Below are 19,358 nucleotides of genomic sequence, written 5' to 3'. Positions count from 1 at the left end.
CAAAAAAGTAGACAGGCATCTAAGCAAATTCTAAGATACCTGTCTATTCTTTATTGAAGATTAATCTAGCTTCTTTATTTCAATTCTTTTCAAACGCTTTAATAGCTCTCTCAAGACCAGCTAATCCTTCATCAATTTGTTCCTTTGTAACCGTTAGTGGCGGGATCATGCGAATGACCTCTCCGTGCTTGCCACTAAAATAAAAGAGAACTCCTTCATGTAATGCAAGATCTAGGATTTCCATCGCCGCTTGTCCATCACCCTAACCAGTATCAGGATCAACAATTTCAATGCCAATCATTAATCCGATCGAGCGAACATTTCCAATCCGTTTATATTTCATTTGTAATTCCTCTAGCTGCTCACGTGCATAAGCACCTACAACCTTTGTATTCTCAAGTAATTTTTCTTCCTTGATGACTTCAATTGTAGCAAGGGCTGCAGCACAACCAAGTGGAGTTCCACCAAAGGTAGTCGCATGTGAACCTAGTGGCCATTGTTGCATAAGCTTATGATTAGCCACGGTTGCACTAAGTGGTATTCCTGATGCAATGCCCTTAGCGACCGCCATAATGTCCGAAACGACTTCAAGGCTTTGGGAGGCAAACCACTCACCCGTGCGACCGAAACCCGTTTGTACTTCATCAAAAATTAAAAGTATCCCATGCTCATCGCAAATTTGACGAATACGCTGTAGCCATGATTTTGGAGGAATAATATAACCCCCTTCACCAAGAACAGGCTCTAAAATCATAAAGCAACTTCACTTGGTAGCACTTGATGTGCAAACAATTGTTCAGCTGCGATATCCAATTTCTGAATCGCTTCTTTCTCTGAGTCACCAGGTTGGTAATAAGGCAATTGGTACGTTCCACTTACATGTTGATGAGAACGATATTTGCTTTTTGATTTACTTACAGCCATTGATCCAAGCGTTCTACCATGGAATCCCCCAATAAATGAAACGACAAAGGGTTTCTTTGTCACATGACGTGCAAGCTTTAATGCACCTTCAATTGCCTCTGTCCCACTATTTCCAAAGAAAAAGCAATCAAGATCCCCAGGCATAATCTCAGCTAGTTCATCAGCTAGTTTTAAAATGGATTCATATTGAATCACACCGATTGGCCCATGAGTAAGGTAATCGGCCGCATCCTTGATTTCCTTGATTGCAGCAACAACCTTTGGATGTCTGTGTCCTACATTTGTCACTGCAATCCCAGAAGTGAAATTGAGGTACTGCTTTCCAGACCCGTTCCTACTCCAATTAGTGCGCCGACGCTCGATTGAACCAAGATCATAGCTAAGATCTCGTTAATTACACCACTTACAAATAATTCTAGATTACTAGATAGAAATGCAATGAGAACTGTCCATTGCCCGTCCGTGCCTATTGGTAAAGGGATTAAGAAAAGTAATGCTCCAATTAAAGATGGAATAATAAATGCTAAAACATGTTTATGATCATTTAATGTGTTGTTGTTTTCCATATGAATTCTCCTTCTTTTACAACTTATAAGATTACATTAAAATGAATAATTATTCAAAAAAAGAGAGGAGAACATTCTATAACAATGAGGCCTTCAAATTAAAAAAAGATGATCCTCTTAGGAGAATCATCTTTCTAGTTATCTTCCTGTATTGGCTTGTCCTTGTGGTGTTACAACATCAGTAGGGCCTTCGGACAATGTAAATGGACCAGATATGCAAATCAAAATGGCCAATGCTAAAACGGTTAATTGTTTTTTCATTCTGCAACTTCACCCCCAATTGAAAATTGGAAACCTTTTAAGTGAAAAGCACGTTTCATGTAATGCAAGGCTTTAGCATAGTTCTGTTGGTTTTCATAAAACCGAGAGACGTCCTGGCAGACTTCGATTGCGTCAAAATATAATTCTGCTTCTTCCATCCGCTTAATGGCATCGTCTACTTTATCCTGGTTGAACTCAACATATAAATGACGATTGATGAAGCAGCGCAATTGATATTCAAGATCTTTAACCTTGTCCGCTTCAGACTCAACCTCTTCTAGTAAAGGAAGGGCTTGATCCATTTTATCCATACGTAGATAGATAAAAGCAAGCTCACCTTTACTCTTCATCCCATTAATGGTAGATGAATGACCAGGAGAATCTAACGCTTTCATTATACACTCTTTTGCCTGGATTTGGTGATTATTTCTTAAATAATGGAAGGCAAATCCTTGATAAATTAACGCTAAAGGCGCCGAATAACCCTCAGCCATCTTAATTAGTTTTATATATTGTTCTTCTGCTTTTTTCTCCTGATTTCTTTCAGACGTGATTGCTGCAAGTAAGTGACGATTATCTAATTCTTTTTCTTTATAATCTGGTTCTGACTTAAAGATTTCTAGAGCTCTTTCAAAATATGATTCAGCAAAGGTATATTGATAAATACGGTAATACCCTTCTCCGATACGTTGAAAGAATTCTGCCTGTTCATAAGGATCTGCAACATGCTCCAGTAGTGACTCTGCTTTAATATAAAGCTTTATCGCCGCTTTATAATGTGCTTTGTAGAACTCGCCAAGTCCTGACATAAAATAATAGTAAAACTTGAGTAAGGGATCCATCTGTCCGATCTCTTTTAACTTTTTTTCGTCTAACTGACTATCCAGGTTTTTTCTCATTAAGTTGTGACGGTATTCTACAAGCGAATAATAAGCGATTACCTTGTCATCTGGTTGCATATTCTGAATAGACTTTTTTGCTTTTACTCGTAAAGCATCCGCTTTCTCGTAATCTTGGGCTACAATACATCTATACCAATCTACACATTGTACCCCCACTTCTTCAGCGGGTATCAAAGCCTTCATAACAAACCCTCCTTCACCTATAGTATATCGTCCATTTATTAACAAATATATATACCTTTTGTATTTCCCAATGTTATACATATCTCTTTTATAGATAAACCGTTCAAAAAGAACAACTATTGTATTCAATAACAGTGTATCTAATGTAAGATAGACGGATAATGAGAGGTTAAAAAGGATGTGGTTGTTATGAATAGAAAAGTAGCCATTGTTACCGGTGCAAATTCTGGAATGGGACTGGCTACATCTGTGGCCATTGCGAATCAAGACATACATGTCATCATGCTCTGTAGAAATGAGGAACGCGGGAAAGAAGCCTTAAAAAAAGCGGAGCAGCAGCTGACAAAGGGTTCGGTTGAATTGCAGCTATGTGACCTTGCTTCATTCGATGATATTCGCTCGTATGCAAAACGATTTCTGGAATCCCAGCAACCGTTAGATATGTTTGTGGCTAATGCAGGTGTTGTCTCAACAAAACGACAGGAGACGGCAGATGGCTATGAATCAATGTTAGGTGTCAATCACCTTGGACATTTTTTACTGATTCAATTATTGCTTGGAAGAATCAAAGAGTCCTCTGATGGTCGAATCGTCATCGTTTCATCAGGTGCACACAAATGGGGCAAGCTTGACTTTAATAATCTTCAATTACATTCAGGATTTAATGTGATGAAGGGGTATGGACAATCTAAGCTAGCCAATGTTTTGTTTGCTAGAAAGCTAGCAAAAGAATTGTTAGGCACAAGTGTGACTGTAAATGCTCTCCACCCGGGGGCCGTTGCAACAAATCTAGGAGTGAACCGGGATACAGGATTCGGAAAGACGATTCATCGTATGCTTAAGCCGTTTTTTCTTACTCCCGAGCAAGGTTCAAAAACAGCTGTTTATCTTGCTACAAGTTCCGAACTAGACGGTGTAACAGGAAAATATTTTATAAAAGAACAACCAGCGTACATCTCAAAGCGTGCAGCTGACGATGAACTTGCTCAGAAGCTATGGGATTGGAGTATGGAAGAGACTGGACTAACAAAGGTGAATAAATAAAATGCAATCCCCCTGACATGACAAGTTAGGGGGATTTTCAAAGAGGTATCATCAATTAAAGTGAGCTTCTAATTTCTTTCAGTTTTTTTGCTTATAATGCCAATAGCCAAATGTTTTACGCATCGTATGCGTTCCAATTCCTACCTGAATGTCGGCCATATCCCCCGCCTTAATCAATTTGCGATATGCTTGAACCCTGGAGATCGGCGCGTTACCTTTTCTGCTAGGAAATAGCCAGGTGTTTTCCGGAAGAGATTCAACATACTCGGTCAGCTCGTCATAGACGTTCGATAAATAAATGGGAAATACAATCTGTATGGGGGAATATTCACTATTATGCACATGTATTAAGAAGTAAAGAGGTAACGAGCAATTAAAAAAATTACTGTTCAGTATTAAGTAATAGTTATACTTATAATTGAATAGTGTTTTTTATTTATGTAAATAAGTTTTACTAATACTTCCTTACAGAATCATTAGTGAAAACGTGTTATACGAACTCTTTACTAAAAGATACCGCTCAACTAGGGGTGTAGGCGGTATCTAGAAATAAATATTTATATTTAATGAAGTAACCGACTAATATGAATGGTTAGATAAATTTCTTCTTCTTTTGTCATCTTCACTTTGCTTACTTTTTCAATGTATGACCTTAATATCATTGTACACTGATATTCAGATTCAAACGTATTCTTAATATTATCGTATAAAAAATGATCTTCTGACTCTAAAGGTCTTTTATCAATTAACCTTTGAGCTAAAAACTGTAGATGAGTCACAAACCGAGAATAATTTAAGGAATCAGTGTCTAGCTCAATAGAATAGTGATGATTAATAATCTTTAACACATCTTTAACTAAATTAGTCATAAAAACGACGTCTTCAATCTTGCCTTCATAGTTTTGAGCATTAACAAGATGAAATGCTATATTACCGGCCTCTGCTTCTGGTAACTCAACATTAATTTTTTCTTTAATCTTTTCAAGTGATTTTAAACCAACCTGAAACTCCTGAGGGTAAAATTTACGTATTTCCCACAATAACCTGTTTTGAATTAATACTCCTGATTCATTTCGTATAACCGCTAGATGCAAGTGATCTGTAAGTGTAATAAATATGGATTCAAATAACTTCTTTCCTAAAGTTTCTTCGGCCATCTTTACTATGGAACGTGTTAGTAATAAATATTCTGGAGGGGTTTCCTCCATTAACTTAACAAGGTCTTTTAAAATAGCTTGATCTTCCAACACATATAATTTCTCAATTTGTTCTGCGGGAATAATATTTCCTGCTTTATTATTAAAGCCAATACCTTTTCCCATCAAGATAACATCTTCTTTTTTTTCGTTTTCAGCAAACACAAGATTAGTATTCAAGACCTTAATTACTTTCATAGGAATTTCCCCTTTTTAAAGAGAGGGTCTGCAAATGCAGACCCTGTTTTCTTATAATTGTGCTCCGTTTGTTGCAATGACATTCTTATACCAATCAAAGGATTTCTTTTTCATCCGTTTCATTGATCCAGTTCCATCATCTTGCTTATCAACGTAGATAAAGCCATAGCGTTTTTTCATTTCACCTGTTCCAAGTGAAACAGAATCAATGCAAGCCCACGAAGTATAAGCGATAAGAGGAACCCCTTCTTCAATGGCTTGATGCATCTCTTTAATGTGGCTTCTAAAGTAATCAATTCGATAGTCATCATTTATTTCTCCAAGCTCGTCCACTTCATCTGAAGCTCCAAGTCCATTCTCGACAATCATTAATGGTACTTGATAACGATCATTTAGCGTGTGAAGTGTATAGCGTAATCCAATCGGATCAATTTGCCATTTCCATTCACTTTCAACTAAATAAGGATTTTTAACGCCACCTAGCAGATTTCCACCTGTTTGCTCTTGATTTGGATCGGCACTAACACATACAGACATATAGTAACTAAATGAGCAGTAATCAACGGTATTTTCTTTAAGAAGCATTTCATCTTCTTTTTCTGTCTTAATTTCAATGCCTTCTTCTTTAAAATAATGAGCTGCATAAGATGGATATGTTCCTCTATGGAGAACATCAGCACAGTAATACACTTTCATTTGCATTTCTCGAGTAGCAAGAATAATATCAGCTGGATTGCAGGTGAGTGGATAGAATGTTAGATGGGTGATCATTGACCCAAATTGAAAATCTGGATTAATTTCTCGCCCTTTTTTAACAACTAGTGCATTCGCAACAAATTGATGATGTAGTGCTTGGAATCTTAATTGTGCGTTATCTTTTGTAAGATTAATTAATTCTCCACTTTCATCGTATATAATTCCACCTGCTTGATAAGCTTTCTGAGATAAAGTTAAGCAATTCATTTCATTAAAAGGAATCCAATACTTAACATCATTCTTATATCGGTTAAATAGCACCTCGGAGTAACGAACATAATGATCAATCATCTGTCTGCTAGCCCAACCATTTATTGTTTTAGATAGATGGAAAGGAAACTCATAGTGTGCAATTGTAACTAAAGGTTCGATATTGTACTTTTTCAATTCAGAAAAGACGTTATCATAAAAAGCTAACCCTTCTTCGTTTGGTTCCAGTTCATCGCCATTCGGAAAAATGCGTGTCCAGTTGATTGAGAGGCGAAACATTTTAAAGCCTAATTCAGCAAACAGCTTAATATCTTCTTTATAGGTATGATAAAAATCAATTGCTTCGTGAGTAGGGTAACGCTCATTTGAATCTAATTCCAATGTGATTTTGCGTTTTTGGTTTAATGAACCACCTGTATACATATCTAATGTACTTACCCCTTTGCCATCTTCTCTCCAAGCACCCTCGATTTGATTAGCAGCTGTAGCTCCACCCCAATAAAAATTCTCTGGGAACGTCTTATTATTCAAGTTTTTCATTCTGATTCTCCTTTTTCTACTTTAATCAATGGTTCACCATTCTTAACTTCTCCTAAGGAAATAACCTCAATATGCTCATAGTCTATTGTATTGGTTATGATCATCATTGTTGTCGAGTCTAATCCCTTACTTAAGATTAAAGATTCATCAAATTTAATGAGCTTGTCTCCAATGACTACACGATCTCCATTACTTACGAACGCTTCAAAGCCTTCACCTTTCATAGTCACAGTATCAATTCCTATATGAATTAATAGTTCAATCCCTTCATCTGACACGATACCTATAGCATGTTTACTCTCATAAAGAGCAGCGACAGTACCATTTACTGGAGAGGTTAATAGAGACTCTTTAGGTTTAAGTGCAATTCCTTTTCCCATCATCTCACTAGAAAATACTTCATCTTGGACTTCACTTAGAGCAATCACATCCGCATTCATTGGTGCTAAAAGTGTACCTTCCTTAGACTGACTAAGATTCTTCTCTGGTTTAGAATCAGTAACTTTTCCATTTTCATCGGAAACTGGATCATCAAAGCCGATAATATAGGCAAATATAAAAGTTGCTACAAAGGAGATGGCTAGAGTAATAATGGCAATTAGGAAGTTGTTCCCTTCACCAATGAACATAGGAAGTGAAGCCAATCCCGGACCTACTGTAACGTAGGCTTTTAATTCAAATAATCCAGCAAACACTGCAGCGATACCTGCTCCAATCATGGCGGCGTATAGTGGTTTTTTTAACTTCATTGTGACACCATAAATTGCAGGTTCAGTAATCCCGAATGATGCCGCAATACCCGCAGACAAAGCGATTTGTTTCATTTTCTTATTCTTAGATCTAAGTGCTACTGCGAAAGAAGAAGCACTTTGAGCAAAATTTGAACATAAATGCGCAACTAGGATTAACATGTCGTATCCAGGATTAGCAATTGACGAAATCATGACTGGTATAAATACTTTATGAATACCTAATGAAACTATAATTGGCATCAACACTGCAAGAATGACAATAGCTACAAAACCAACTTGTTCTTGGATAAATAAAATACCTGATGTTAAGCCATTACCTAAGAAAACTCCAATTGGACCTAGCGCAAGAAGAGCTATTGGACCAGTAATCAAGATAATGATTAATGGAGTTAAGAAAATTTTAACTGGGCCTGGTGACACTCGCTCAGCAAACTTACCTATATAAGACATAAACCATACAATCAAAATGATTGGTACAACTTGTCCCCCATAATTTGCAGGAGTTAGCGGGATAGAGAATAACGCTAAAGGATCTCCAGAGTTAAACAGTGCCGTCATATTGGGATGTAGCAGTACTGCACTTGCAACAATGGCTAATGGTGGATTTACCTTAAACTTAATAGCTGAAGAGTAGGCGATTAGTATTGGTAAGAAATAAAATCCAGCATCAGCGATATTATTAAGTATGATATATGTTTGTTCTTCCGTAGAAAGTATATTTGTCATTGTTAAAAGCAGTAAAACAACTTTTAACATACCTGCTCCTGCAATTACAGGTACGATCGGTTGGAAAATACCAGCGATTAAATCAAAGAACTGACCGATAGAAAATCTTTTTTTGCCTTTTTCTTCCGATTTTTCAGATGTAGAACTATCGAAGTCCCAACTTGCTAAATGTTGGATTTCTCTAAAAACATAACCAACATTACTGCCGACAATCACTTGTAGATTTTTATCATTTTGGACAACGCTTATTACTCCAGATACTGTTTCGAGCTTGTCTTTGTCAACCAAAGAACTATCTTTCAAAGTAAATCTAAGCCTAGTGGAACAATGATATAAGTTTTGAATATTCTCTTCTCCGCCTACATGAAGTAATATGTCTTGTCCAATTTGTTGATAATTCATAGTACTCTAGCCCTCCTTGGGGTGAAAATTGGCAATAAAAAAGGCCTAGATAGAGTTTCCCTTGTAGAAAAAAAGATACAAGAGTTTCTATCTAGGCCTTGCCTGCATGACCAGTCACACGCCTAATATATTTAATTATTTCTAAAAAGAAAAATTATATTGTCTTCCGGATAGACTAATAATAACAATATTATAGATTTTGATTTTGAAAATGTAAACCCTTAAATTTTGGATATAATCGATAAAATCAATCCGCACTCACAAAATTAGCTGATTTGAAAGGTATAAATGCTTAATAAATTTTGTTTCAAAATTACATAAGCTGCAGTCAAAGAATAATTAGAAAGGACAATGAAATACATGTTTCATTGTTCTTTTATCTATAGTTTATACTATACCTTCTTTTCATAAATAAATCGGAAAAAGACATCCTAGAAAAAATTAATCTTTTTGACTTTTTAGTTTTAAAATTGGTGGTTCCTCCACGTTGATAAGGGTTAATTTTAGATCTGACGTTGAGGGCTTTCACGCGGATACTACACCATTTATGATGATGAGGATGTTGTAGATGAAAATGGTGAAGCTCTATCTTCTCCAGATACAGTAGAAGCTATACGTTCAATCGATTCTGCAGAAGCATTCTACTCTTCACCTATTGTTGAAGGAATCGAAATTGTTGACGAATCCATCGTCAATGGAGTGGCTAGTGTTCAATATACAATGGATGAAGATCTTGTAACTGAAGCAGATCGAACAGTATTTGAGAACGCCATCTAACTTACAGCACTTGACTTTCATGCTTGCGAAGTTTATCTAAGGAACGATACGTTGTAAGAAAGTATCAATTATCCTTTAGTAGGTCAATAATCTGAAGTCAAATTATTCACTTCTCGAGACTTTACATTTTAAATAGACCCAAGTAGCTAGGTTTTCAAGAGAATTAACAAGACTTTAGCATCTTTTATAAGATAAGCTAAAGTCTTGTTAATAATTATTCATGTATTCTCACCACAGTAAGTCTCTTTAACAAATATAGAGGCGATCAAGCCTACGAAACTAATAATAAATGTAAGCCATAAGCCATAGCTATAGTTTTCGAATGTATAACTAATAAGATCAACTGTAACACTATCTCTTGAGCTAATATCGAGAACCCACCCGAACAAGGGTTGAATTAAACTTACGGCTAGAAACACACCGGTATTAACTAATGCCAAGGCCATTCCGGCTACACGAGAAGGAACAAGTTCTTTGACTGCTGCGAAAGATACAACCATTTGTGCAGCAGTTAACCCAATGATCGTATATAAGATTAGTCCAAGCCATCCTGGTTCCCAGGGTAAAACTATTAGACATAGCCAACCAAGGGCTGAAAGAAGTGAACTTGCTAAGATAAATGGTTTTCTTAAGCCTACTTTATCGGACCACCAGCCAATGGCGACAGATGCAAGACCATATGCAGCCAAACCAATTGTTGTATATAAAGAAGCCTGGTTATTTGATAGTGCGAAGCTATCTGTAAGTAACGGAATTCCCCATAGACCTGCAAAAGCATAAAACGTTGCGTTAGTTCCAATGCTCGCTAAAAAAATGGGCCAAATATGTTTGTTTATTGTAACTTGATATAATTCTACATACCATTTTTCCTGAATTCTCTTTTCTTTTGTTTCAATTGATTCTTTTAGATCAATAGTAAATCCAGCTTCAATAGGCTTATTTTTGATATAAAAGAATATGAGTGTTCCTAACAAAATAGATAGTAAGCCTGTTGTACCAAAGGTGCTTCTCCAAGTAACGTACTCCAATAAAATAGCTAGAGGGCCTGCACTAATTGCTGCTCCAAGATTCCCCAATAGTAAAGTAATACCACTTATCATCCCATAGTTACGTTTATCAAACCATTGTGTGTTGAACTTCATTATGCCAACAAACACTGTAGCTCCACCAAGACCTACTAAAAATCTCCCCAAACTTATGAGGAACACCGTAGGGGATACACTGAAGATTAAAGAACCTAGTCCTGCAATTATGGCTCCAGTTCCAATAATTATTCTTGGACCTATCCTGTCAGATAAAATTCCTGCAGGTATTTGTAACACTGTATAGGTAATAAAATATACGGCTGTAATAGATCCTAATGCACCACCGCTAATCTTAAACTCATTCATTAAATCACTAGCAAAAGCAGCTGGCGCAAACCTCTCAAAAAAACCAAGCATAAATAACACGATAAGTAACAAATACATTGACGTTCTTATTAAATAAAAGTTTTTTTGATTAGTTAACTCATTCATGTAATCGACCTTTCAATTTTTATTAAAATCCGACTGATTAACTTCCTAAAATAAACAGGATTCTTTGTATAAATTTCACACACTATTTATTGTAATCTATTACTTTATAAGGGACCAAATGGAACACTCCTGCATAGCTCAACGCTTGGAGACGGTCTTCAACTTCAGTTCGTCTAATAGCTCCTCAACTTCCTGTTGAATAATGGCTTTGAGGACTTGATGCTCTGATCGCCATCCTTTGTGATAAAGAGTGTATCCATAAAAATCCGAGCTTGAGGGTGGGACCTTTGCCAGCTTTACTTGCTGCTTATGCATTTCTTTTTTTAACTCATGTAGTTCCTTACCAAGCTCATAAGACATCATTCGTAAACGCTCTGTTGGCATCTTCCGCAAATGCCGCTCAATCACATTCCGTGCAGTTGCACACACAATATATCGATTGACCAATGGATACATGTCTTCTCTAATCATTCGTGATCCCACCTTATAGTAGGTAGTATACCCGAACACATGTTCTTTATACAACTGGAAATTCCCATAAAAAAAAGCAACGATCTATATGGATCGTCACTCCTTTATTCATTATCTATGGCTTCCATACTTTTTCGCCCTTTGATCTGCCTTCTTATCTGCAACAAGCAAACACGCATGAATGACACCAGGTACCCAGAAGATGAGCGTTAGGATTAAATTAATGATCGCCTGAAACGGCCTGCCTACAAATAGCACTGCCACAGGTGGCAAAATGATCGCAAGTAGGTATAGCATGATGCATCCATCCTTTAATTTTAGTTAAACAAATGTTTATTTAATATTCCCCTTTTACCAGAGGTTAAACGGTTAAATAATAAGATATCACTCTTGACCCTATTCCTTTTACTCCTACCTCCATCATAGTAAACATAACGAGAAAATTCTCATGGCTTAGGGATGATATCCACTCCGACTTTCGACTGAATATAAGAAAGGTTTGATCCCACTCTCCCAGGGGGATACTGTCGTATATGACGTAACTCGTGGAGGGGTACTTTGGCTTCGGACTTACATAATCGCATCAACTATTCAAGACGCAACATGTTATCAGGAATTTTGTTTGGAGTGGGAATGGCGGCTTTTGTGGATGAGGTAGTGTTTCACCAGTTATTACGCTGGCATCATTTTTATGATTTAGCGACAACGGATATTGGACTGATTTCGGATGGCTTGTTTCATGCGTTTAGTTGGTTTGCTACCATTGCTTCTTTATTTTTGTTGGCCGATTTAAAGCGACGACAGTCATACATCCCATTTATGTGGTGGGGCGGCTCACTCCTCAGTTCGGGAGGGTTTCAATTATATGATGGGCTCATCCAGCATAAATGGATGCGGATCCACCAAATTCGTTACGTTGAAAATGTGTGGATTTATGATCTTGTTTGGAATGCTTTCGCTATCGTTATGATCGCTGTTGGTCTTTTCTTAGTACTACGCCATAAAAAGAGAGCTAGTCATGTTTAATCCGTTGATTGGCTCATTCCTTTTGTTCCTGTTCTTTTTCGCACTAGTTGCTACCTATATTATTGCAGTTGTCATCTCAAATCAATCCTATCGGAAGTGGCCCCTACGTCGGATTATTTTTTTGCTGATAGGCGGACTATGTGGCTTGGTTTCAGTGTTTGGGCCACTCGCTCATTTTGCTCATTCCTGGTTCCCTGCTCATATGATTACCCATCTTCTGCTTGGCATGCTTGCACCACTCTTTTTTGTTATCGCTGCACCCATCACGCTGTTATTACGCACGTTACCAGTTACTTCCGCAAGAGTGGTTACTCGTTTGTTCAGAAGTTGGTTTGGTCACCTGGTCACTCATCCTATTTTTACGACTCTTTTAAATGTAGGGGGCCTTTGGATCTTATATCGAACAGACCTTTATCAAGCGATGCATGAAAACCTGATCGTATTTTTGTTTATTCACTTACATGTGTTTATCGCAGGATATCTTTTTACATCATCTTTCTTGTACGTTGATCCCGTATATCACCGATTATCCTACTTATACCGCTCGATCGTACTCGTACTTTCTTTAGCTGCTCATGGGATTCTCTCAAAGTCACTCTATGTGAATCCTCCAACTGGGGTACCAGTTGAGCAAGCACAGCTTGGCAGTCAAATCATGTACTACGGTGGAGACATTGTTGACTTGATGATTATATTTCTTCTTTGTCGCGAGTGGTACAGATCTACGCGACCAAGGATGTCTCTTACTACGGCTGTCACATCATAAAAAAGACATAAATGAATCAGTCTGATTCATTTATGTCTTCTTTTAATTAGTTAATTAATTAATAATCGACTTGATATAGTCTCCAATTTCGTTACTTTGTTTATCAAGGTTTTGAATATCCTCCATAAAATCAACCATTACAGTTGATTGGTCGTTTGAAGCAGCTGTTATTTCACCGATACTTAGTGTGAGGCTCTCCATGTTTTTCTGAATTTCTTGAAGGGATTGGCTAATTGTTCCAACAGCCTCCTTCGTTCCATTTGAAAGCTTGCGCACTTCATCTGCTACGACACCAAAGCCTCGTCCTGCTTCACCCGAACGTGCCGCTTCAATCGCAGCGTTTAATCCAAGGAGGTTGGTCTGAGCGGAAATATCTTCAATCAATCTGACAACCTTGCCAATTTCTTGAGAATTAGCGTTCGCTCGCTCAGCTTGGCCATTAATATCCATGCTTGCTGCTGACAACTCTTCTGCTTGGGCAGCTACTTGTTGAACTTTACCTTGCAGGTTCGAAACAATCTTACGAAGATCATCAAGATCCGTGTCCAAAATCTCTTCATCCTTCAAGGTTTTTGTTACTTGTAATACACCGATAATTTCCTTGTTCTCATCAAAGATTGGGTTTGCGGAATAAAGCATGCCTACACCGTAACGCTCCCTAGGAATATGCATTTGAATTTTATCTCCGGCAAGCGCTTTACGTAAAATATCATTCTCCTCCGTGAAAGCTTCGTCCCCAACGTTTGCACTATAATCCAAGTCCTTTGATTGCGATGAAAAGATAAACTTCTCTCTATCTGTTACGACAACCGCACTGCTCTCGCCAAGATTCCTCTTGATCTCAGGCGCCAAACTAACTAAAGCCTTTAACGTTAAATGCATGATTCATAATCTCCTATTCTTGGTTGATTGCTGATTTCAGGGTTTTAATAATACGTTTGCTCTTTCCATCTAAAGCCTGTGTATCATTCATGAATTCAACCATCGTAACAGACTGCTCTTCAGATGATGCGGAGATTTCATTAATATTTGTAGATAATTTTTCAATACTCGTTTGAATTTCAGTTAAAGACTTACCAATCGTCTGTACGGCTTCCTTCGTATTAATTGAAAGCTTGCGGATTTCATCTGCAACCACACCAAATCCTTTACCAGCCTCACCCGAACGAGCCGCTTCAATCGCAGCATTTAAGCCAAGGAGATTGGTTTGGGTAGAAATTTGTTCGATTAATTGAACGACTTCACCGATTTTACGTGAATTAGTATTCGCATTATTTGCCTGGTGGCTAATGTCACTACTTGTCGCAGATAGCTCTTCCGCTTGAGCTGCCACATGCTGAACTTTCCCTTGTAAGGCGTCAATGACTTCGTTCAGTTTATTTAGCTCCGTATCTAACTTCTCCTGATGCTCCAATGATCGAGATAGCGAAAGCAAACCAACAATTTCATTCGTATCTAGATCGCGAATTGGTGTAACAGACGTCACCACAGCTACTCCAAAAATGGAGGGATCCATTGTTTTTGAAATAATATGTTCTCCTTTAAGGGCACGAACATACACATCATGTCGATCCAGTCTAGTCTTACCTACTTCAACGTCTATATTTAATATTGTAGACGGAGCAAAATATACAAATTTCTCTGTATCTATTACACCTAGTGCCGCCGTTGGACCAAGTGTATCTTTTATAATTGGGGCAATATTAATCACTGCCTGTACCGTAGCATTCATTAAACTGGCTCCTCTTTGCGTCTTTTCCCATAGTATCGGCAAGATGAGCTATAAAGTAAAGTATTTGAGTATTTCATTCGAGAACTTTGAGATGAATGAGGGTTGAATTAGTTTTGCTTATAAGGATCTAGAGGAGCAGCGCTGCTTGTGTAGCGAGGAATTGCTTGTGCTCATGTGCTACCGTGTCAGCTCTTTAAACTCGCGCATTTCCTCATATTCATCCCGCAGAACAGCCATAATGATTTCATCTGAAAACGTTCCGTTCATATAAAGGGACTGCCTAATCCGTCCCTCCTCCACGAATCCTGCTTTTTTATAGGCATGATAACCTCTTAGATTATGTGAGTAGACCTCAAGCTGCAAACGATTCAGTTCTAATTCATTAAAAGCAAATGCGAGAGCCCGCTTCACGGCATCGGTCCCGTATCCTTTTCCTAAGATCGTGGGTTGGTGTAAGGAAATTCGAAAGCCTGCCTTCCGATTATCCTCCTCCACCTCAACAATGGAGAGGTCACCTATCATTTCATCATCTTCCGTCAAAGAGATAGCAAAGTCATACCTCGTCTCATCTTTTTGACAAGCCTCGTAGTGGGTTACTACTTGTTCAAATGTAAATGTCTTTTTTGTACCAGTCATGTAGAGAATTTCTTCGTTATCAAGTGATTGATAGATCTGTTTCAGATCCTCTCGTTTTAACTCTCGTAAATAGATAGACATGTGAATACAACCTCCGGAGGGTAATTAAAACTCTTTTCGTTTATATACTTGAATCGACACGATGTACGAGATGATGAAAAGGATTAAGGTCATGAGCATGAAACTCAAAGAAAATAATAGATCCGAGTTTCCTTGCCATCCAGAAAACATAAGGTTATATAGGAGAGCACTTAGAAAATAGAGACCTATTCCTGCTCCAACACCGATCATTAAAATGGCCTCTGCTTTCTCAGTACCCAGCATATAGGTCAACGGATATGTCACGAACCCAAGAGTAAAGACAATTCCTACCGCGTTCATAACATTGTAGATATAACCAGGACCTAAAGTCATTCCTAACCCATTTGAAATCATAAACTGAATACCGAGTATGACGAGTCCCACACCTGAAACTAAAAGGAAAAACAAGTAATGACTCTGAACAACCCGCTCTCGTTTAACAGGTAAGGTTAGGACGAATTTACTCCATCCAGATTTCGCTTCGTGTTTTAATACTTCTATAGCAACAGATGACATAAATGCAAGAGGTAATACAATGGCTACCCATTGCGTTGCAAAGTGATTAAAGAATACAAATACAATAGCCACTACGAATGAAATCGGCATATACCACCAAAACGACTTCTCCACAGCATAATACTGATTCAACAATAACCCCTTCATCCTTTCTCCCCCCTCATTAACAGTAATGTGACGTCATCAATCGTGAACGGTCTTGGTTGCAGTTCTTGTGGTAGTTTTTCTGTGTCTGAGACGAGCACGTCAAAGAACGCGCTGCTTCCTCGTTTTGCAACTCTAATCTCACTGGGGATGGTTTCATATTGAACGGGGTCACATTGGGTGATCGCATATGTGTTGAGGATTGTGTCTTTTGATGCTTGCAGGAGAATTCTTCCCCCTTTAATGAATACAAGTTGATCGGCCATTTGTTCAATGTCGCTTGAGATATGAGAGGACATGAGAATGCTGCGATCTTGGTTCTTCACGAATTCTTTTAGCACATTTAACACATCCTCTCGACCACCTGCATCAAGCCCCGCTGTTGCTTCGTCTAAGATTAATAGCTTTGCTTCGTGTGAGAGTGCCACCGCAATTGACAGCTTCATAGACATGCCTCGTGAGAAGGCGCTGACATGTTTGTTTTTGGGCAAGGAGAACAACTGGATCAACTGGAAATACGTTTCTTTGCTCCAGTTGGAGTAGATTTCTCGGAAAACTCGTTCAAGCTTGGCCACGGTCAAGCCGCCTACTAATTTCATTGTATCGAATACGACACCGATCTCTTCTTTAAGATGCACATCACTTGAATCCATCTCTTCTCCAAACATCTTAATGATGCCGCTGTCTTTTGGCAGTGTGCCTAGAATCGAGCCCATTGTTGTTGATTTCCCTGCTCCATTTTCTCCGATGAATCCAACGATGGATCCGTATGGGATGGAGAACGTAATATCTTGTAGGCCAAATGATGAATCTTCATACGTTTTGTTGAGCTCTTGAACCTCGAGTAGATGTGTCATTGCTCTGTACTCCCTTCTGTTTTTGAGACAACCGTATATAGAAAATCACTTACGATTCCAATGATCATACCTAGCCCAATTATTGTGATTAGCACATTGAACTCATAGGTCGTAAAGAAAGCAAACTGATCTACAAACCACGTGTTGGGTACTGCGTCCTGAATCCAGCCGATGGTCTTATCATTCCACCCGCCTGGATTCCATGAGGATTGGTCAATCAGATAGATGACAAAGTAAATAACTCCGAATAAGCAAGCGAAACTGACACATCTTTTTACCCAACGTATCATACGAGTTCCCCCCTATGGATTTCCGATTGTGTACACCATGATGTCCTCAAGTGATGCTCGTTCAATCACAACATGATCACCCATTAGTTTCCTAATAAGAGCTGCTTGATTTGTCAGGCCTTCAAAGCCAATTGATGTTTCTCGTACATTCACAAAAAGGGAGCGAATGTCATCATCAAGCAGGTCCACCGGCCCTCGAACAAGTCCATACTGCTCAGTAATTGACTCTTTGTTATCACTTAGTAAAAGCTTTCCTTCATGGATAAATATAATGTAATCTGCAATTTGCTCGAGATCCGATGTAATATGTGTCGAAAAGAAAATCGTCTTTTCCTCGTCCTGCATCACCTCTGCTAAAAGGTCTAAAATCTCTCTTCTACTAATTGGATCAAGGCCTGAGGTTGGTTCATCCAAGATGAGCAGCTCCGCATGGTGGGAGAGTGCAATCGCAATGGACAGCTTCGTTCCCATTCCCTTTGAGAGGTTTTCAATTTTTTTATCCCACGGTAATTGAAGACGATTGACGTATGAGTCAAACAGAGCGTCATCCCATTTATCATAGAAGGTAGCAATGACCTTTTTCATTTTCTTAATCGTTAAATGCTGATAGAGATGGTGATCAGCATAAATAAAGCCAATTCGCTGCTTTTTTTCATTTACGTTTGCCGTATAATCCTCACCGAATACTCTAATTACTCCAGAATCCTGATTAATGAGGTTCAGCATGAGCTTGATAATGGTTGTTTTCCCTGCCCCATTAGGACCAATAAAACCGGTAACAAACCCTTTTTTCACTGTAAACGAAAGGCCGGAGATCGCAAAGTCCTCGTACGTTTTGTTTACGTCTTGAAGTATTACCGCGTCCTCCACTACTCTTCCTCCTCATAAAGCATCTTCAATAGTTCTTCAAGTTGTTCATAAGGAATCTTTAGATTCTTACTCTCATGAACAATGTTCGCGAGTCCTTCTTCGATCATCTTTAATCGCTTCACATGTATTAAGTCATTGCTTTGACTAGCGACAAAAGAACCCTTCCCGACAAATGAAGCAATAAAGCCCTCACGCTCCAACTCTTCGTAGGCGCGTTTTGTTGTAATCACACTTATCCGAAGGTCCTTTGCTAACGCACGCATTGATGGGAGTGAATCCCCTTCTTTCATTTCATCACGTAAAATACTCTGCTTAATCTGATTTTTAATTTGAAGGTAAATGGGCTCTTCAGAAGAATTTGATAAAATAATATTCATAATAACCTCACTAACAGTAGCTTTGTTTTCATTGTATCTATTGTATATATACAATGTCAAATTGTTTATAGGCTATATCTATTTCACCCATTGTGTGAGACAATAGATTAGAAGATAGAAAGCCACTAATTAAAGGGGTTGATCCGCGTTGTACATGATTATTCGTACATGTAACGGTGAACCGAAAACCTTAAAGGCTTCAAACAGTATTTTGGATAAATTCTTTTGGAATTCGTCGATACAGAGCTACTTGTAAAAAAGCTTAACAATAATGCTCGTCCTGGTTATTGCTGGACGGTCAAAGAAACGGAATGGAGTGAATAGGTGAATGCCTGTTTACTCTTTTTTAAAATAGTGAAATGGGGTGTCTCATGTATCGAATCGTATGTACAACAATCAAACACACTAAGTCACTAGACAGAAAACACAATAATTTAACAGAAAAAACCTTCCCTACAATTCAAGAAGCAAAGGCCGTAACCAGTGAACTTAACCAACAAAATGGTTCCACTCATATTTGGACTGTAGAACAGGTCTGGTCTATTTCAAAATAATCCTCCATATAGAAAACCCCCTTTGAAGGTATAGATACAGACCAGTCAAAGGGGGTTTTCGTATAAAAGAATATAGTAGGTAAC

At 38.2% G+C, this 19,358-nt stretch carries 21 protein-coding genes and 2 pseudogenes; 4 read left to right on the top strand and 19 right to left on the bottom strand.

Annotated features, from left to right (window positions below):
• Positions 1 to 79 precede the first annotated feature (79 nt).
• The 4 genes and pseudogenes from NSQ54_01390 to NSQ54_01375 form a co-directional block, all read right to left on the bottom strand.
• A pseudogene (locus NSQ54_01390) lies at positions 80 to 1,248 on the bottom strand (aspartate aminotransferase family protein).
• Positions 1,209 to 1,490 (bottom strand): hypothetical protein, encoded by a 282-nt coding sequence (locus tag NSQ54_01385; GenBank protein ID WYP26798.1) that lies wholly within the window; start codon positions 1,488 to 1,490, stop codon positions 1,209 to 1,211. The pseudogene NSQ54_01390 and the gene NSQ54_01385 overlap by 40 nt, the downstream one beginning before the upstream one ends.
• Before the next feature lie 138 nt (positions 1,491 to 1,628).
• Entirely contained in the window at positions 1,629 to 1,751 is a 123-nt protein-coding gene (locus NSQ54_01380; GenBank protein ID WYP26797.1) for a hypothetical protein, read from the bottom strand.
• Positions 1,748 to 2,836, bottom strand: coding sequence for a hypothetical protein (locus NSQ54_01375; GenBank protein ID WYP26796.1), 1,089 nt, complete (start codon positions 2,834 to 2,836; stop codon positions 1,748 to 1,750). The genes NSQ54_01380 and NSQ54_01375 overlap by 4 nt, the downstream gene beginning before the upstream one ends.
• A 189-nt stretch (positions 2,837 to 3,025) precedes the next feature.
• Here NSQ54_01375 and NSQ54_01370 point away from each other — a divergent pair, with 189 nt between their 5' ends.
• Entirely contained in the window at positions 3,026 to 3,880 is an 855-nt protein-coding gene (locus tag NSQ54_01370) for an SDR family oxidoreductase (protein WYP26795.1), read from the top strand.
• Between the two features lie 87 nt (positions 3,881 to 3,967).
• Here NSQ54_01370 and NSQ54_01365 read toward each other — a convergent pair.
• The 7 genes and pseudogenes from NSQ54_01365 to NSQ54_01335 all read right to left on the bottom strand — a co-directional run bounded on the left by NSQ54_01365 (position 3,968) and on the right by NSQ54_01335 (position 11,722).
• Positions 3,968 to 4,180: pseudogene (locus NSQ54_01365) on the bottom strand (site-specific integrase).
• 263 nt (positions 4,181 to 4,443) lie between these two features.
• Positions 4,444 to 5,274: a PRD domain-containing protein gene (locus NSQ54_01360; GenBank protein ID WYP26794.1), complete on the bottom strand. Its 831-nt coding sequence runs from the start codon at positions 5,272 to 5,274 to the stop codon at positions 4,444 to 4,446.
• 51 nt (positions 5,275 to 5,325) lie between these two features.
• Complete coding sequence (locus NSQ54_01355; protein WYP26793.1) at positions 5,326 to 6,780, bottom strand: family 1 glycosylhydrolase; 1,455 nt, start codon at positions 6,778 to 6,780, stop codon at positions 5,326 to 5,328.
• Positions 6,777 to 8,660, bottom strand: coding sequence for a beta-glucoside-specific PTS transporter subunit IIABC (locus NSQ54_01350; protein WYP26792.1), 1,884 nt, complete (start codon positions 8,658 to 8,660; stop codon positions 6,777 to 6,779). Before NSQ54_01350 ends, NSQ54_01355 begins: the two co-directional genes overlap by 4 nt.
• A 995-nt stretch (positions 8,661 to 9,655) precedes the next feature.
• Positions 9,656 to 10,954, bottom strand: a complete 1,299-nt coding sequence (locus NSQ54_01345; protein WYP26791.1) for an MFS transporter — start codon at positions 10,952 to 10,954, stop codon at positions 9,656 to 9,658.
• Between the two features lie 138 nt (positions 10,955 to 11,092).
• A complete protein-coding gene (locus NSQ54_01340; GenBank protein WYP26790.1) occupies positions 11,093 to 11,425 on the bottom strand; it encodes a hypothetical protein in 333 nt (110 codons plus the stop codon).
• 111 nt (positions 11,426 to 11,536) lie between these two features.
• Positions 11,537 to 11,722, bottom strand: coding sequence for a YqaE/Pmp3 family membrane protein (locus NSQ54_01335; protein ID WYP26789.1), 186 nt, complete (start codon positions 11,720 to 11,722; stop codon positions 11,537 to 11,539).
• 306 nt (positions 11,723 to 12,028) lie between these two features.
• Here NSQ54_01335 and NSQ54_01330 point away from each other — a divergent pair, with 306 nt between their 5' ends.
• Entirely contained in the window at positions 12,029 to 12,451 is a 423-nt protein-coding gene (locus NSQ54_01330) for a DUF2243 domain-containing protein (protein ID WYP28473.1), read from the top strand.
• Entirely contained in the window at positions 12,444 to 13,217 is a 774-nt protein-coding gene (locus NSQ54_01325; protein WYP26788.1) for a cytochrome c oxidase assembly protein, read from the top strand. The genes NSQ54_01330 and NSQ54_01325 overlap by 8 nt, the downstream gene beginning before the upstream one ends.
• A gap of 54 nt (positions 13,218 to 13,271) precedes the next feature.
• Here NSQ54_01325 and NSQ54_01320 read toward each other — a convergent pair whose 3' ends face one another.
• The 8 genes from NSQ54_01320 to NSQ54_01285 form a co-directional block, all read right to left on the bottom strand.
• A complete protein-coding gene (locus NSQ54_01320) occupies positions 13,272 to 14,099 on the bottom strand; it encodes a methyl-accepting chemotaxis protein (protein WYP26787.1) in 828 nt (275 codons plus the stop codon).
• A 13-nt stretch (positions 14,100 to 14,112) separates the two neighbouring features.
• Complete coding sequence (locus NSQ54_01315; protein ID WYP26786.1) at positions 14,113 to 14,949, bottom strand: methyl-accepting chemotaxis protein; 837 nt, start codon at positions 14,947 to 14,949, stop codon at positions 14,113 to 14,115.
• A 177-nt stretch (positions 14,950 to 15,126) separates the two neighbouring features.
• Complete coding sequence (locus NSQ54_01310) at positions 15,127 to 15,666, bottom strand: GNAT family protein (GenBank protein WYP26785.1); 540 nt, start codon at positions 15,664 to 15,666, stop codon at positions 15,127 to 15,129.
• 24 nt (positions 15,667 to 15,690) lie between these two features.
• Positions 15,691 to 16,329 (bottom strand): ABC-2 transporter permease, encoded by a 639-nt coding sequence (locus NSQ54_01305; GenBank protein ID WYP26784.1) that lies wholly within the window; start codon positions 16,327 to 16,329, stop codon positions 15,691 to 15,693.
• The gene (locus NSQ54_01300) at positions 16,326 to 17,183 is read right to left on the bottom strand and encodes an ABC transporter ATP-binding protein (GenBank protein ID WYP26783.1); all 858 of its coding nucleotides are present in this window, start codon (positions 17,181 to 17,183) and stop codon (positions 16,326 to 16,328) included. Before NSQ54_01300 ends, NSQ54_01305 begins: the two co-directional genes overlap by 4 nt.
• Positions 17,180 to 17,473 carry a hypothetical protein gene (locus tag NSQ54_01295; protein WYP26782.1) on the bottom strand — a complete coding sequence of 98 codons (294 nt, stop codon included), beginning with the start codon at positions 17,471 to 17,473 and terminating at the stop codon, positions 17,180 to 17,182. Before NSQ54_01295 ends, NSQ54_01300 begins: the two co-directional genes overlap by 4 nt.
• A gap of 12 nt (positions 17,474 to 17,485) precedes the next feature.
• Positions 17,486 to 18,343, bottom strand: coding sequence for an ABC transporter ATP-binding protein (locus tag NSQ54_01290; GenBank protein WYP26781.1), 858 nt, complete (start codon positions 18,341 to 18,343; stop codon positions 17,486 to 17,488).
• Positions 18,343 to 18,720 carry a GntR family transcriptional regulator gene (locus NSQ54_01285; protein ID WYP26780.1) on the bottom strand — a complete coding sequence of 126 codons (378 nt, stop codon included), beginning with the start codon at positions 18,718 to 18,720 and terminating at the stop codon, positions 18,343 to 18,345. The genes NSQ54_01290 and NSQ54_01285 overlap by 1 nt, the downstream gene beginning before the upstream one ends.
• Before the next feature lie 371 nt (positions 18,721 to 19,091).
• On the opposite strand from NSQ54_01285, the gene NSQ54_01280 reads away from it, so the two are divergent.
• Positions 19,092 to 19,274, top strand: coding sequence for a hypothetical protein (locus tag NSQ54_01280; protein ID WYP26779.1), 183 nt, complete (start codon positions 19,092 to 19,094; stop codon positions 19,272 to 19,274).
• The last annotated feature ends 84 nt before the right edge of the window (positions 19,275 to 19,358 follow it).

Origin of the sequence: Alkalihalobacillus sp. FSL W8-0930 (assembly GCA_037965595.1) — a bacterium.
Taxonomy (GTDB): domain Bacteria; phylum Bacillota; class Bacilli; order Bacillales; family Bacillaceae_D; genus Alkalicoccobacillus.
This window is presented reverse-complemented; position numbering and strand designations above follow the sequence as displayed.